The 14,247-nt window shown below is 70.6% G+C and carries 7 protein-coding genes; 2 read left to right on the forward strand and 5 right to left on the reverse strand.

All coding sequences use genetic code 11. From position 1 onward, the window contains the following. Positions 1–136: 136 nt before the first annotated feature. The 3 genes from ACQPZZ_RS09170 to ACQPZZ_RS09180 all read right to left on the reverse strand — a co-directional run bounded on the left by ACQPZZ_RS09170 (position 137) and on the right by ACQPZZ_RS09180 (position 6,090). On the reverse strand, positions 137–3,613 hold the full coding sequence (locus ACQPZZ_RS09170; protein WP_432930718.1) for a discoidin domain-containing protein: 3,477 nt from the start codon (positions 3,611–3,613) through the stop codon (positions 137–139). Positions 3,614–3,630: 17 nt separating this feature from the next. Beyond that, complete coding sequence (locus ACQPZZ_RS09175; protein ID WP_432930720.1) at positions 3,631–5,400, reverse strand: discoidin domain-containing protein; 1,770 nt, start codon at positions 5,398–5,400, stop codon at positions 3,631–3,633. Between the two features lie 234 nt (positions 5,401–5,634). Further along, positions 5,635–6,090, reverse strand: a complete 456-nt coding sequence (locus ACQPZZ_RS09180; RefSeq protein ID WP_432930722.1) for a MarR family winged helix-turn-helix transcriptional regulator — start codon at positions 6,088–6,090, stop codon at positions 5,635–5,637. A 96-nt stretch (positions 6,091–6,186) separates the two neighbouring features. Between ACQPZZ_RS09180 and ACQPZZ_RS09185 the strand changes: the two genes are divergently transcribed. Next, a complete protein-coding gene (locus tag ACQPZZ_RS09185; RefSeq protein ID WP_432930723.1) occupies positions 6,187–7,221 on the forward strand; it encodes an aldo/keto reductase in 1,035 nt (344 codons plus the stop codon). Positions 7,222–7,223: 2 nt separating this feature from the next. Continuing rightward, positions 7,224–8,348: a Gfo/Idh/MocA family protein gene (locus tag ACQPZZ_RS09190; protein WP_432930725.1), complete on the forward strand. Its 1,125-nt coding sequence runs from the start codon at positions 7,224–7,226 to the stop codon at positions 8,346–8,348. A gap of 237 nt (positions 8,349–8,585) precedes the next feature. On the opposite strand, the gene ACQPZZ_RS09195 is transcribed toward ACQPZZ_RS09190, so the two are convergent. Together ACQPZZ_RS09195 and ACQPZZ_RS09200 are read right to left on the reverse strand one after the other, a co-directional pair. Continuing rightward, positions 8,586–9,221 (reverse strand): hypothetical protein, encoded by a 636-nt coding sequence (locus ACQPZZ_RS09195; RefSeq protein ID WP_432930727.1) that lies wholly within the window; start codon positions 9,219–9,221, stop codon positions 8,586–8,588. Positions 9,222–9,410: 189 nt separating this feature from the next. Beyond that, the gene (locus ACQPZZ_RS09200; RefSeq protein WP_432930728.1) at positions 9,411–14,150 is read right to left on the reverse strand and encodes a ThuA domain-containing protein; all 4,740 of its coding nucleotides are present in this window, start codon (positions 14,148–14,150) and stop codon (positions 9,411–9,413) included. Positions 14,151–14,247: the final 97 nt, after the last annotated feature.

Below are 14,247 nucleotides of genomic sequence, written 5' to 3' on the forward strand. Positions count from 1 at the left end.
CCTGTTCACGCTCGACCAACCGAACGGCGTGGACATCAACCACCTGCAGATGCGCCCCATCGGACAGGTGAACTGAGGCGTTGTTCCGGCGCCGGCGCGGAACCCCCAAGTGACCGGGGGTTCCGCGTCCCCGGTCCTACGACCAGCCCTGCAGGCCGGCGCCGTACGGATAGAGGGGGTTGCCGTAGGTGGTGGGGACGGTCTGGCCCGCGTCGATGCGGGCCCGGATCTCCGACCGCTGGGCGGCGGTCGCGCCCAGGTCGTAGGGGAGGTTCCAGTCCTCGACGGCGTCGGCGAGCACGTCGCCGCCGCCCGGCCTGAGGATCTGGTCGAGGCCGCGCGGAAGCTGCCACGGCAGGCGGCCGCGCGGTGTGTAGTCGCCGAACAGGAGGCTCGCCGTCGCCGGGCCGACCTCCTCACCGCCCCGGTACGTCACCACGATGGCGTCGGCCAGGCCGTTCCACTCGCTGATGACGATGGGCCGGGGGAGGGTCAGCACGACGACCACCGGGATGCCCTGGTTCTTGAAGTTCTGGATGACGGCGAGCTGGTCTGCGGGCAACTGGGGTTGCTCCTTCACCCAGGCGGTGGCGTGCGTGTAGGTCGGCTCGCCGACCGCCACGATCGCGAGCTTGGGCGAAGGCCCGGTGTCCTGGTAGACGTTGACGCCCGCGGTGGCCGCCCGCGACTTGACCGCGTCCAGCAACGTCTGCGAGCCGTACTCCTGGTGGAAGAAGCTCGTCCAGATGCAGCAGGCCGACCCGTCGGTGGCCCGCGGACCGGCGACCACGACGTTGTCGCCCGCCTTGAGCTTCAGCGGCAGCACGCCGTTGTTCTTCAGCAGCGTCACGGACTCCCGGGCGGCCTGGTTGGCGAGCGTGACGTACGACGGCTGGTGGAAGCGGTAGGGGCCGTTCACCGGGTCGCCGTACGGATGCTCGAACACGCCGAGCGTGAACTTCAGGCGCAGGATCCGGGTCACCGCGTCGTTGATCCGCGCGATCGGGACATTTGCCAGGAAGGTCGCCATCGTGAACCCGGTGGCTCCGGGGTCGGCCCCGCCCATCACGTCGGAGCCGGCGTTCGCGGCCTTGACCCATACGGAGGACGGCAGCCAGTCGGTGGTGATGAGACCGGTGTAGCCGAGGTTGTTCCGCAGGTAGTCGAGGATCGGCTTGCTGTCGCCCGCGCCCGAGCCGCCCGGGTCGAGATAGGAGCTTCCGGCGTAGCCCGGCATGATGTTGACGGCGCCGGCCTCCATCGCGGCCCTGAACGGGATCATGTGGTATTTGATCGTCACCGCGTCGTAGGTGATCCCGGCCTCGCCGCCCGCGCCCTCGCCCGGCCAGTGCTTGACGGTTGCCAGGACGGACGAGGGGTTGAGCTCGGGGCCGCCCTGGAGCCCGGCCACCAGCGCGCGGACCTGGGCGGCCGCGACGTCGGCGTTCTCGCCGTTGCCCTCCTGGATGCGGGGATAGAGGACCTTGGTGCCGACCTCGGCGAGCGGGCCGAGCACGCCGCGCGCCCCGACCTCCAACTCCTCGCGGCGCTGCATGTCGCCGAGCCTGTAGTCGAGCGCGTAGTCCCTGCCCGCCGCGAGCGCGCTCTGCAGCGGGTAGGTGGTCTGGTATCCGGCGATGGTGTCGCCCGCCGAGACGGGCGGGATGCCGAGCCGGGTTCCGGACGCGCCCAGCAGGACGGCGTGCAGGTCGTTCGGCAACGCCGGGCCGAAGTGCCAGCCCGAGAGCGGGTAGGTCTGGGCGTTGTAGAACATCTGGTACGCCTTCTCCTCGGGGGTCATCCTGCCGAGAAGGTCGTTGACGCGGGTCTCGACGGGCAGCCGCCAGTTCTCGTACGGCTCGATCGTCCCGTTCTTGTTGAGGTCGCGGGCGCCGTTGACGATCGGGACGCCGTCGGCGACCTGCTCGATGTCGGGCAGGTAGAGGCTGAAGGTGCGGATGTTCGACGTCGTCCTGGCACCCGACCCGCTCACCGCGACGACGAACCACTTGTACGTCCACCGGTCGGGGATGTCCCAGGCAGGCGTGTAGCTCGTGCCGGTCACCTCGGCGACCTTGGTGTAGAGGTCGATCAGGTTGCCCGATGCGGTGAAGTCGTAGTCTGTGCGGCTGACGTTCAGCCAGACCTCGTAACGGACCGCGCCGGAGACGGCCGCCCAGGAGAACGCGGGCCGCCGGGTGTCGGTCACCATGGCCTTGTCGGCGGGGGCGGACAGCGCGAACTGGCCGGTGACCGCCGGGGCCTTGGCAGGCGGAGACAGCAGGGGCGCGGTCGTGGCCGCCGTGTCCACGGTGCCGAAGACCTGGAACTCCCACAGGGAGTAGCCGTAGCCCGTCGCCCGGGCGGTGCCGACGAAGCGGACGTAGCGGCCGTCGCCGGTGACGTTCAGGTTCTCGACGCCGCCCCTGCCGGTGGTCGTGGTGTGGATCGGCGTCCATGACGTGCCGTTGGCGGACACCTCGATCCGGTAGCCGGTGGCGTACGCGGACTCCCAGTTGAGCGTGACGCCCGTGATGTGCCCGGTGCCACCGAGGTCCACCCGCAGCCACTGGTCGTCGGAGTACTGGCTCGACCAGCGGGTCGTCGTCCGCCCGTCGAGCGCCGCCGCCGGGGCGTTGCCGCCCTCCCACGACGAGGCCGTCACCTGCTTGTACGCCGAGATCGGCGTGCCGGTCGGCGGTGGGTCGGTGGTGCCGCCGCCGCTCGTGTGGACGGCGAACTCCCACAGCGAGTAGCCGTAGCCGGTGGCGCGGGCGGTGCCGTACACGCGGACGTACCGTCCTGAGCCGGTCACGGCGAGGGTCTGCGTGCCGCCGGTGCCGGTGGTGGTGGAGTAGAGGTCGGTCCAGGTGGTGGCGTTGTCGGACGCCTGGACCTTGAAGGTTGTGGCGTAGGCCGCCTCCCAGGTCAGGACCACCTTGCAGATCGTCTTGGCCGAGCCGAGGTCGACCTGGAGCCACTGCGGGTCGGCGGCGGCGCTGGACCAGCGGGTGCCGGGGTCGCCGTCCACCGCCGCGGACGCGGGCGTCCCGGCGTTCTCGGTGGACGAGGCGGTCGCGGGCCGGTTCAGTGCGCTGTTGGGGCCGGTGCAGCCCGAGGACGTGCCGGTGGTGCCGTAGACCTGGAACTCCCACAGGGAGTAGCCGTACGCGGTGGCGCGGGCGGTGCCGTACAGGCGGACGTAGCGGCCCGAGCCGGTGACGTTGAGGGTCTGTACGCCGCCGGTGCCGGTGGTGGTGGAGTAGACGTCGGTCCAGGTGGTGGCGTTGTCGGATACCTGGATCTTGAACGCCGTGGCGTAGGCGGCCTCCCAGGTGAGGGTGACCTGGCTCAGCGTCGCCGTGGTCCCGAGGTCGACCTGGAGCCACTGCGGGTCGCTGAACGCGCTGGACCACCGGGTGCCGGTGTCGCCGTCCACCGCCGCCGATGCGGGGGCGGCGGCGTTCTCGGTGGACGAGGCCGTCGCGGTCTTGCCCTGCGACAGCAGTACGGGCGCGGCGTGCGCGGGCCCGGCGACGACGCTCGCGAGCAGCGCCAGCGCCACCGCCAGGACGAGAGCGAGCCCGTGCCGGAGCGGAAGGGTGTGTCTCATGGCGTCTCCTGTCCGCGCTACCAGCCGACCGCGACCAGCAGCCACTGCGGGTCGCCGTGCGAGATGAACGACGAGTGGCCCGCGTAGTCGTCGTAGGGGAAGCCGTAGGCGAGCTTGCCGATGGCGTGATCGTGCCAGAACTTCGCGTAGTAGTTCGCCGGGGCGGCCTTGTAATAGTTCGCCGCGTCCGACTGCTGGGCGTCGGACATCCCGGCGACGTGCCGGTTCAGCGCCGCGCACATCTTCGGGGCCTCGGCGAGCGGCCCGGCGCACCCCGTGACCTGCGAGGTCGTCGCCGTCACGCCCTGCTGGGCGGCGTAGCCGGTGAAGTAGTTCGCGTACGCCCCACCGGGCTGGAAGATCGACGCGCTGCCCGGGGCCGGGATGCGGTACGGCGCCTGCACCTGGGCCAGCGGCTTGAACTCGGCAGGCACCTCGTCGATGAACCGCTGGAACGTCGCCGCGCGGGACTCGGCGAAGGTGGCGTAGTCCTCGCCGACGGCGACGTCGTAGCCGTCGCGGGCGTGCAGGCGCATCGCGAGCTTCAGGCCGAACGCGTCCACCCGGGTCGTGTTGCCGTTGAACACCGACGGGCCGACGGTGAACTCGATGAAGTCGTAGTACTGGCTGGTGGGGGAGCCGAGGTAGAAGTACATGCGGCCCGCCGTGTTGGCCGGCATGTCGAAGTAGGGCTGCTCGGCGATCGAGTGGACCTGGCCGTTGTAGCTCCAGTAGACCTGCGAGTCGGGATACTGGCCGTTGGTCCGGTTGAGGATCTTGACCATGACGACGTTCCTGGCCGCGGGGATGTTCGAGATGTCGCCCCAGAAGGCGTCGGGCGGGGTCGTCGGGCCGGTCGTCGGATCCGTCGAGCCGCCCGTGGTGTTCACGGTGAGGCTCCACAGCGAGTAGCCGTACGCGGTGGCGCGGGCGGTGCCGTACACGCGGACGTAGCGGCCCGAGCCGGTGACGTCGAGGGTTTGCGTGCCGCCGGTGCCGGTGGTGGAGTAGAGGTCGGTCCAGGTGGAGGCGTTGCCGGACGTCTGGACCTTGAAGGCCGTGGCGTAGGCGGCCTCCCAGGTCAGGACGACCCTGCAGATCGACCTGGTGGAGCCGAGGTCGACCTGGAGCCACTGCGGGTCGCCGAACGCGCTGGACCAGCGGGTCGCGCCGTTGCCGTCCACGGCCGCGGAGGCGGGGGTGCCGGCGTTCTCGGTGGACGAGGCGGTGGCGGGCCTGCCCAGTGCGGCGTCGGTCGTGCCGCAGGTGGCGGAGGACGTCGTGCCGTAGACCTGGAACTCCCACAGCGAGTAGCCGTACGCGGTGGCGCGGGCGGTGCCGTACACGCGGACGTAGCGGCCCGAGCCGGTGACGTCGAGAGTCTGCGTGCCGCCGGTGCCGGTGGTGGTGGAGTAGACGTCGGTCCAGGTGGAGGCGTCGCCGGACACCTGGATCTTGAATGCCGTGGCGTAGGCGGCCTCCCAGACGAGGGTGACCTGGCTCAGCGTCGCCGTTGCGCCCAGGTCGACCTGGAGCCACTGCGGGTCGCCGAACGCGCTGGACCAGCGGGTCGCGCCGTTGCCGTCCACGGCCGCGGAGGCGGGGGTGCCGGCGTTCTCGGTGGACGAGGCCGTCGCGGTCCTGCCCTGCGACAGCAGGGCGGGCGCGGCCGCGGCCGGTGCGGACACGGCCGCCGCCGCGACGACGCAGGCCACGACCAGGACCAGTGCGCTGAGCACGGCCGTCAGGGCGCGGCGCGTGGGATGGATCCTCGAACGCTGTCTCATGATGGCGATCTCTCTTCGGGGGGTGAACGGGACGAGCCCTGACCAGAGAATGATCGCCTTCGATACTTAGGTCAATACTTGAATTTAGTATGCAAGCAAAAGATCTTGACATGCGGCGTCCACTGTCGCCGACGACCGGGAGTCGCCGGGGGCCGGGCGCGATCCTCGGCGGCGGGGGGCTGCCGCGTTCGGCGGACGGCGGCCCGGCTCAGGGCTCCGGGCCGCGGGGGCACGTCAAAGCCGGCTGAACACGGAGGTCAGCGTCTCGATCTCCTGCGCGGAGAGCTTGTCGGTGAAGTGACGGCGTACCGCGGCGTCCAGGCCGGGGTGTGCGGCGGTGATGGCCGCGCGCCCGGTGTCGGTGAGGGTGACGATGACACCGCGGGTGCGCTCACGGGCGACGAGTCCGCGCTCGCTCATGCGGGTGAGCTGGTGGGAGATGCGCGTGCGATCCCAGCCGAGTGAGGCGGCGAGCTCGCTCTGGCGCAGGGCGCCTCCCGCCTTGATGAGGTTGACGAGGATCGTCAGGTCCGGCTCGGACAGGTTCGCCGCCTCGGCGGTGTCCGCGATCACGAGGGCTCGGACGATCTCGTGGGCGCGCTTGAAGGCGACCCAGAAATCGACGGGCTCCGGTGCGGCGCCTGTCGCGGCCTCGTTAGACGCGGCGGCCTCTTCGCCTTGTGTTGACATATCAACGTGCCTCTTCCTAGTGTTGAGATATCAACGCTAACAAACGGCCGCACCCGCGGCGTCCCCGTCCACCCTTCACGCTTCACAGGAGGCACCATGCAGACCCGACAACTTGGAACCGGTGGCCCCCGGATCGCCCCTGTCGCGCTGGGCTGCGCCGGCATGTCCGACCACACCGCCCCCGCCGATGAGGCCGACGCCATCGCCACGATCCGTACGGCCCTCGACGCCGGCATCACCCTCCTCGACACCGCCGACTTCTACGGCATGGGCCACAACGAGGACCTCATCCGCCGCGCCCTGCGCGCCGGTGATCGCGACAAGGCGCTCCTCAGCGTCAAGTTCGGCGGTCTGCGCGGTCCCGACGGAGCCTTCGTCGGCATCGAGGGCCGGCCCGCTTACGTGAAGAACGCGCTCGCCTACTCGCTGCGCCGCCTCGGCAGCGACCACGTGGACATCTACCGCCCCGCTCGCCTCGCCCCCGACACCCCGATCGAGGACACGATCGGCGCGATCTCCGAGCTGGTCCAGGCCGGGTACGTCCGCCACATCGGGCTCTCCGAGGTGGGGCCGGAGACCATCCGCCGGGCCCACGCCGTGCATCCGATCTGCGATGTGCAGATCGAATACTCCCTGTTCAGCCGTGGCCCCGAGACCAACGGCATCCTGGACACCTGCCGCGAGCTGGGGATCGGCGTCACCGCCTACGGGGTCCTCGCACACGGCCTGCTCACCGGCGCCTACCGGCAACCGGCCGAGGGCGACCCGCGCGCCCACTGGCTGCCCCGCTTCCACCCCGGCAATCTCGCCGCGAACCTCACGCTCGTCGACCGGTTGCGGCCGCTCGCCGACGTGCACGGCGTCAGCGTCGCGCAACTCGCCACCGCCTGGGTCATCGCCCAGAGCCGCGAGCGCGGCACCATCGTGGCCGTCCTGGGCACCCGCCGGCCGCGCCGCGTCGAGGAGGCCCTGGCCGCGGCCGGCGTCGCCCTGACCGGCACGGACCTCCGCGCGATCGACGAGGCCGTCCCGGCCGGCGCGGTGGCCGGCACCCGCTACGCCGCCCCTCTCATGGCCCTGCTGGACAGCGAACGCGTTCCTGCACCGTCTACAGAAAGAACAGGTCGCTGATCATGAACACCTCTCAGTCGCCGCTCGCCGAGCCGGTCCGGTCCGGGAAGCCGATCGGAGTGGGGATCATCGGACTCGGGGCGAACGGAGGCTGGGCCGAGCGCGCCCACCTGCCGGCCCTGCGTGCCGTCCCGGGTTACGAGCTGAGGGCCCTCGCCGCGAGTTCGAAACAGTCGGCGGAGCGCTCCGGCCACAAGCACGGTGTGTCGCGCACCTTCGGGACCGCGGCGGAACTGGCCGCCTGCGACGAGGTGGACCTCGTGGTCGTGGCGGTGAAGGTGCCGCATCACCGGGAACTGGTGCGAACGGCGCTGAGCGCAGGCAAGAGCGTGCTGTGCGAGTGGCCGCTGGGCAACGGGCTCGCGGAGGCCGAGGACATGGCGCGGCAGGCACGCGGCCGCGCGCTGCCGACCGTCGTCGGACTCCAGGCGCGGTCGCACCCGGCCCTCGCCTACGTGCGGGATCTCGTGGCCGACGGCTACGTGGGGGAGGTGCTGTCCACGACGGTCGTCGGCTCCGGCGGCGCCTGGGGCGCCACCGTCGGCCCCGGCGATCACTACGTGCTCGACGCCGCCAACGGCGCGACACTGCTGACCATCCCCTTCGCCCACACCCTCGACGGATACGCGTCCGTCCTGGGAGAGCCCGAGGACCTGCGGATCGACCTGGCGTCGCGGCGTACGTCCGCCGTGGACACCGAAAGCGGACTGCCCGTGCCCATGACCGCCGCTGACCAGGTGGTGGCCTCGGGACGGTTGCCGGGCGGCGCGGTGGTCACCTTCCACTACCGCGGAGGCGTTTCCCGGGGCATCAACTTCCGCTGGGAGATCAACGGCACCGAGGGCGACCTCGTCATCACCGCCCCGATCGGCCACCTCCAGCTCAGCCCGATCACCATCGAAGGCGGCCGCGGGACATCCACCGGACTCGCTCCCCTGACGGTGCCGGAGTCATACGTTCGCGTCCCGCGGCTGGACCCCCACGCCGACGCGCCGGCCTACGCGGTCGCCCACGCCTACCAGCGGTTCCTGGACGACCTGCGCGAGGGCGGCACGCCGGGCGTACCCGATTTCGCGCACGGCGCCGCCCGGCACCGTGGCATCGAGTCCGCGATCACGACGGCCTGACCGGACGTACGGGGCTCGGCGGCGCACGCGGGAGGCGCCGGCGGCGGTGAAGTACGCCGCCACCTCCGCGGGGAGCATTCCGGCTTCGCGGAGACGAGGCGAGCCAGAAACGGAAGCGGGTGCCCCGCGACTCGCGTCACGGGGCACCCCGGGTGAATCAGATCGGCGCGTCAGCGCCGTCGATCTGCCCTCTGGCCGACGAAGGTGTCTCCTGTCTGCTCGCTCGCACCGGGCAGATCAGGTCTGGTTGAACAGCGAGAGGGTCAGGGTCGAGTGGTACTCGCCGGCGGCGACGTCGACCGGGGTGCGCAGGGCGAGGTCGGCGTTGACCTTCGAGGTGCCGATCTCGTCGGAGGAGTTGGCGGTCGACACCAGCAGCTCCTGGCCCTGCAGACCCACCTCGGGGGCTCCGGTGCCGTCGGAGATGACACTGGAGACCGGCTCACCGGCCGACACCGCCCCGGTGGAGGAGTCGCTCAGCAGACGCGGCTTCCATCCCAGGTACTGCGGGCCGATGGTCTTGGCCGGGTCGTCGGAGGCGACGAACTGGCTCGACTGGCCCACGACCGCCCAGAACTCACCGGCGGGGATGTCCTCGGGGTTGCGGGTGTCGGACACCGTCACCGTCGGCAGGGTGCCGGTGAACTGACGGGCGGCGGCGTCGGAACCGTTCTCCGTCAGGGACACCCCGTTGTTGTCGGCCACCGTCATCGACAGCTGACCGGGCGTGGTGATGGGCTCGATCTTCACCGACACGTCGATGCCGCTGCCGGGGTTGTCGTCGGCCAGCGCGGGACCGGCCACGCCGGCACCGGCGAGCGCGAGGCCGAGCACGGCCGCGGCGAGCAGCTGGGTGGTCCTGTTGATTCTCATGTTCGCTCCATTTATGGGGGGCCGGCCGGCTCATCGGCCGGCCCCGGTTGTGCTAGCGCGGTGTCCACGTCGTGGAGACCGTGGTCGCCGCGGTGTAGGTCAGCGGCAGCTGACCGCCGTGTGAGCAGCTCAGCGGCAGCCGACCGCCGTGTAAGCAGCTCAGCGGCAGGAGGCCGCGGTGTAAGCAGCTCAGCGGCAGGAGGCCGCGGTGTAGGCGGCGTCGTAGGACGACGTCACCTGCTTGCCGCCGATCGTCGCGGTCCCCTTCACGGTGACCTTGCCGGCGTCGATCTGGGCGGTCCGGGTGTTGAAGGACTGGTAGGCCTGCTTGCCCGGAGCCACGTCGGCCACCGTCTTCTTGCCGAACGGGGTGTTCAGCTCCACGGTCGCCGGAACGTCACCGTTGTTGACGGCCGTGACCGCCAGATACGCCGAGGTGCCGATGCACCGGGAGGCGGCGGTGACGGTCAGCTTGACCTCCGGCGAGTCCTTCGGGCCGCGGATGAGCGTGAAGTCGTCCACGTCGAAGTTCGCCCCGGTGAACACCAGATAGAGCTTCACGCTCCCGGAGGGGACGTTCGTGAGCGGCGTCGAGACGTCCGCGTACGACTCCCACCCGCCGGTGTTGGGAACGGTGACGCTGCCGAGCAGGGGGCCGGTCGGGGAACCGGTCCTGATCTCGAAGCCGCCGCTGGGGTCGGGGGAGGCCACCCGGGCCGTGAAGCGGGTGACGCCGGTGAGGTCCACGCCGTCGTACGCCGCCCAGTCGCCGGGGTTGACGTAGCCGAGCACGGTGCCGCCGTGCGCGGGGGCGTGGGGGTAGGTGTCGACGCCGTTCGCCTCGGTCCAGCTCTCGGCTTGGACGGTGACGTCGCCCTGCGCCGGGTCGAGCTCCTTGATACGGATGTTCCGGAACGCCACCTCGTCGCCGTCGCCGTGGTTCTGGATGCCCACGTAGCCCTGCTGGAGGGACCGCTTCGGGTCGGTGTTGACGAAGTCGTTGATCTTCACGCCGTTCAGGAGGATCTGCAGGCGCTCGCCCTCCACGCGGATCTCATAGGTGTTCCACTGACCCGGCGGGTTGAGCGCGGCGTCCCGGGCCTTGAGGTCCGCCGACTGGAAGCCGTAGACCGACCCGGTCGTCTTGTCCGGGGAGTCCGTGGCGTCGATCTGGATCTCGTAGCCGTTGTCGACCGCCGACCAGGGGTCGTCGGAGGCGGGGAAGCCGACGAAGACGCCCGCGTTGTCGTCGCCGCGCATCTTCCAGTCGAGCTTGAGCGAGTAGGAGTGGAACTCCTTCGCCTTGTACCAGAACAGCCCCAGGCCGCCGTGCGAGGTCAGGGTGCCGTCGGCGTTGGTGAACCCGCCGGGCCCGGCCTGCTCCCAGCCGGTGGTGCTGCCGTTGTAGAGCGTCGTGTAGCCGGTCTCGGGACGGCAGTCGGCCTTCAGGTCGCCCATGGCGTACCTGATGCCGCCGAGCAGGTGCTGCCGGAACTCCGGCTCGGAGAACGAGGACGCCGTGTGCCCGCCGCCCGTGTAGAACGACCGGCCGCCCTGATACTCCTTGCACCAGGCGATCGGGTGGTCGTCGCCCATCTTCCCGCCCGAGTACGACTTCTCGTCGAGTGTGGCCAGCACGTGCGCGGTGCTGCGGGCGTTGGTCCGGTAGTCGTACCACTCGTCGGTGCGCGTCCACGTCGAGCCGAGGTGGGCGGTCGCCGGGTGGGCCCGGTCCTCCACCTTCACCGTCGCCTGCTGGACGGCGGGGTGGGAGGCGAACCACGCCCCGACCAGGCCGCCGTAGAACGGCCAGTCATACTCGGTGTCGGCCGCCGCGTGGATGCCCACGTAGCCGCCGCCCGCCTTGACGTACGACTCGAAGGCCGCCTGCTGGGCGTCGTTCAGCACGTCGCCCGTGGTGCTGAGGAACACCACGGCCTTGTACTTCGCGAGGTTCTGGGCGGTGAAGACGGCGGGGTCCTCGGTCGCGGTGACCTTGAAGCCCAGGTCCTTGACGGCCTGGATGCCCGCCGGGATCGAGTCGTGCCGGAAGCCGGCCGTACGGGAGAAGACCAGGACCTCGCCCTCGGCGCTTTCGCCGGCCGGCAGCGTCCACTTCTGGGCGTTGCCGCCGTCACAGGTCTTGATGACCATCTGCCCGGTGTCCGAGGCGTCGAGGCACTTGCCCGACTGCGGGTTCTTGATGGTGCCGTCCGTCCCGACGGTCCAGACCTGCGCGCCGACGCCGGCGACGCAGTCCCAGATCTGCACCCGCGTGCCGTCGGCGGTGCCGCCGTTGGACACGTCGAGGCACTTGCCGAGCGAGCGGAGGGTGTTGCCGCTGACCGTCCAGACCTGCGCCCCGGTCCCGTTGCACTCCCAGAGCTGCACCTTGGTGCCGTTGGCGGGATCGGCGTTCGAGACGTCGAGGCACAGGCCGGCGGGGCCGACGATCGGTCCCGGGCTCCTGCCCGTGGGCGGCTCGGCCGTCAGCGTGAAGTCGTCCAGGTCGAACAACGCGCCGTCGTTGCCCTTGAAGACCAGGTAGAGCTCGGTTGTGCCCGCCGGGGCGTTCGACAGCGGCGCGGACACGTCGGTGAACGTCTCCCAGCCTCCGGTGACGGGCACGCTCACCTTGCCCAGCAGGGTGCCGGTCGGCGACCCCGCGCGCACCTCCATGGTGCCGCCCTTCCCGCCGGAGGAGACGCGGGCGGTGATCCCCTTGGCCTTGGTCAGCTCGTAGGGCTTGAAGGAGATCCAGTCGCCGGCGTTGATGTCGCCGACCGTCCTGCCGCCGTGCGCGTTGCTCTTCCCGATCGGGTTGATGCCCTGGGAGGCCGTGTAGTGCTCGGCCTGGCGGTGCCGGGGCTGCAGGATGTGCTGCGCGTGGGTGGTCAGTCCGCCCTTGTCGGTGTATTCCGCGTCGAACACGGCGAAGATGTTCGCCGCGTCGTCGTGCTCGCCGTCGACGGGGACGGTGAGCTCGCCGGAGCAGCCGTTCTTCGAGGTGATCTGGTGGCCGTGGCTGTCGTGGCCGAGCACGTAGGTCATCTTGACCTTCGCGCAGTCGACGTCGCCGTCCTCCGGGTCGGTCACCTTGATCGTGAAGGGGACCGTCTCGCCCCACTGGAACAGGCTGCCCGCCGTGGGGGTCTCGATGACCACGGTCGGAGCGGTGTTGCCCGCCGTGATGCGCACGCTCGCGCTGCCGCTGTTGCCGGCGGGGTCGCGCACCGTGAGCGTCGCGGTGTACTCGCCGTCCTTGTCGTAGGTCTTGACCGGGTTCGCCTCGGTGGAGGTGGTGCCGTCGCCGAAGTCCCAGGCGTAGGTGAGCGTGGCGCCCTCGGGGTCGGCGGAGCCGGCCGAGGAGAACGTGACTGTGAGAGGCGTCTTGCCCGAGGTCTTGTCGGCCTTGGCCACGGCGATCGGGGAGCGGTCGCGCCCCTTGATGTACTCGAAGCGGTACAACGCCGAGTTGGCGTCGCCGTTGAAGTAGCCGGTGCCGTAGTCGAGCACGTACAACGCGCCGTCCGGGCCGAAGGCCAGGTCCATCACCTGGGTGCCGGTCCACGGGAAGTTCGCGATGTCACCGCGCGTCCCGTCTGCCTGCACGTCGATCGCCTTGATCCACCTGCGTCCGAACTCACCGGCGAACAGGTGGCCGTCGAGGTCCTGCGGGAACTTGACCGCGGACTTCAGGTCGGCGTCGTAGTGGTAGATCGGCCCACCCATGGGGGACTCGGAGCCGTCGCCGAACTCGGGGGGCGAGCCGGCGTCGCCGCCGTACCTGATCCACGCGGGCTGAGCGGGCGGCAGCGTGCGCTGCCCGGTGTTGCGGGGGGAGGCGTTGACCGGGCCGCCGGCGCAGTCGTACTTCGCTCCGGAGGGGCCGGAGGGGAAGGTGAACGCGTTGTAGGTCTCGGCCGGCGTGTTGGTGCCCGTGCAGTAGGGCCAGCCGTAGTTGCCGGCACGGGTGACCCGGTTGAACTCGACCTGGCCGCTCGGCCCCCGGTTGGGGTCGGCGGTGCCGGCGTCGGGGCCGTAGTCACCCACGTAGACGACGCCGGTGGCCTTGTCGACGCTCAGCCGGAACGGGTTGCGGAAGCCCATCGCGTAGATCTCGGGCCGGGTGTTCGGAGTGCCCGGTGCGAACAGGTTGCCCTCGGGGATGTCGTAGGTCCCGTCCGGCTTGACCTTGATGCGCAGGATCTTGCCCCGCAGGTCGTTGGTGTTGCCCGCGCTGCGCTGGGCGTCGTACGCCGGGTTGCGGTCGGGCCGCTGGTCGATCGGGGAGTAGCCGGACGAGTCGAAGGGATTGCTGTCGTCGCCGGTCGAGAGATAAAGGTTGCCGTCGGCGTCGAAGTCCATGTCGCCGCCCACGTGGCAGCAGATGCCGCGGTCGGCCGGCACGTCGAGGATCTTGACCTCGCTGTCCTTGTCCAGCGTCCAGTCGGGCTTGACGGTGAACCTGGACAGCCGGTTCACGCCCTTCCAGGCCGAGAAGTCGGACGCGGTCGCCGGGGCGTCGCCGTCGGGGGTGTTGAGCCGGGGCGCGTAGTAGAGGTAGATGAACCGGTTGGTCGCGAAGCCCGGGTCGGCGGCGACTCCCTGGAGCCCCTCCTCGTCGTGGCTGTAGACGTTCAGCGTGCCGACCACGGTGGTGTCGCCGCGGGCGTCGGTGCGCCGCAGGACGCCCTCACGAGCGGTGTGCAGCACCGACAGGTCGGGCAGCACGGTCATCGTCATCGGCTCGCCCATCTCGGCGACACCCCTGGCGAGCTCCACGCGCTGATAGTCGGCGGCGTCGATGGGCGCCGCCTGCGCGGGCGCGGCCGGGGTGAGCACGGTCAGGCCCGTGAAGGCCAGGAGTAAGGCACACGTCTGCGCGATCCGTTTTCTGGTGCGATCGGCTGGCCGCCTGGGGGGCATGGCGGTGCTTCCTTTCCCTCGGTGCGGTACGGCCCGGCACGATGATGGGCATGGTTCCGCTTCACAACCGGCCGGGGTCGCGGCGATTGTCCCGAAG

Origin of the sequence: Microbispora sp. CA-135349, assembly GCF_050947365.1 — a bacterium.
In the GTDB taxonomy this organism is placed as follows: domain Bacteria; phylum Actinomycetota; class Actinomycetes; order Streptosporangiales; family Streptosporangiaceae; genus Microbispora.

Coding starts and splice junctions, on each gene's coding strand:
- ACQPZZ_RS09170 (WP_432930718.1), bottom strand. CDS start 3,613: ATGAGACACACCCTTCCGCTCCGGCACGGGCTCGCTCTCGTCCTGGCG.
- ACQPZZ_RS09175 (WP_432930720.1), bottom strand. CDS start 5,400: ATGAGACAGCGTTCGAGGATCCATCCCACGCGCCGCGCCCTGACGGCC.
- ACQPZZ_RS09180 (WP_432930722.1), bottom strand. CDS start 6,090: ATGTCAACACAAGGCGAAGAGGCCGCCGCGTCTAACGAGGCCGCGACA.
- ACQPZZ_RS09185 (WP_432930723.1), top strand. CDS start 6,187: ATGCAGACCCGACAACTTGGAACCGGTGGCCCCCGGATCGCCCCTGTC.
- ACQPZZ_RS09190 (WP_432930725.1), top strand. CDS start 7,224: ATGAACACCTCTCAGTCGCCGCTCGCCGAGCCGGTCCGGTCCGGGAAG.
- ACQPZZ_RS09195 (WP_432930727.1), bottom strand. CDS start 9,221: ATGAGAATCAACAGGACCACCCAGCTGCTCGCCGCGGCCGTGCTCGGC.
- ACQPZZ_RS09200 (WP_432930728.1), bottom strand. CDS start 14,150: ATGCCCCCCAGGCGGCCAGCCGATCGCACCAGAAAACGGATCGCGCAG.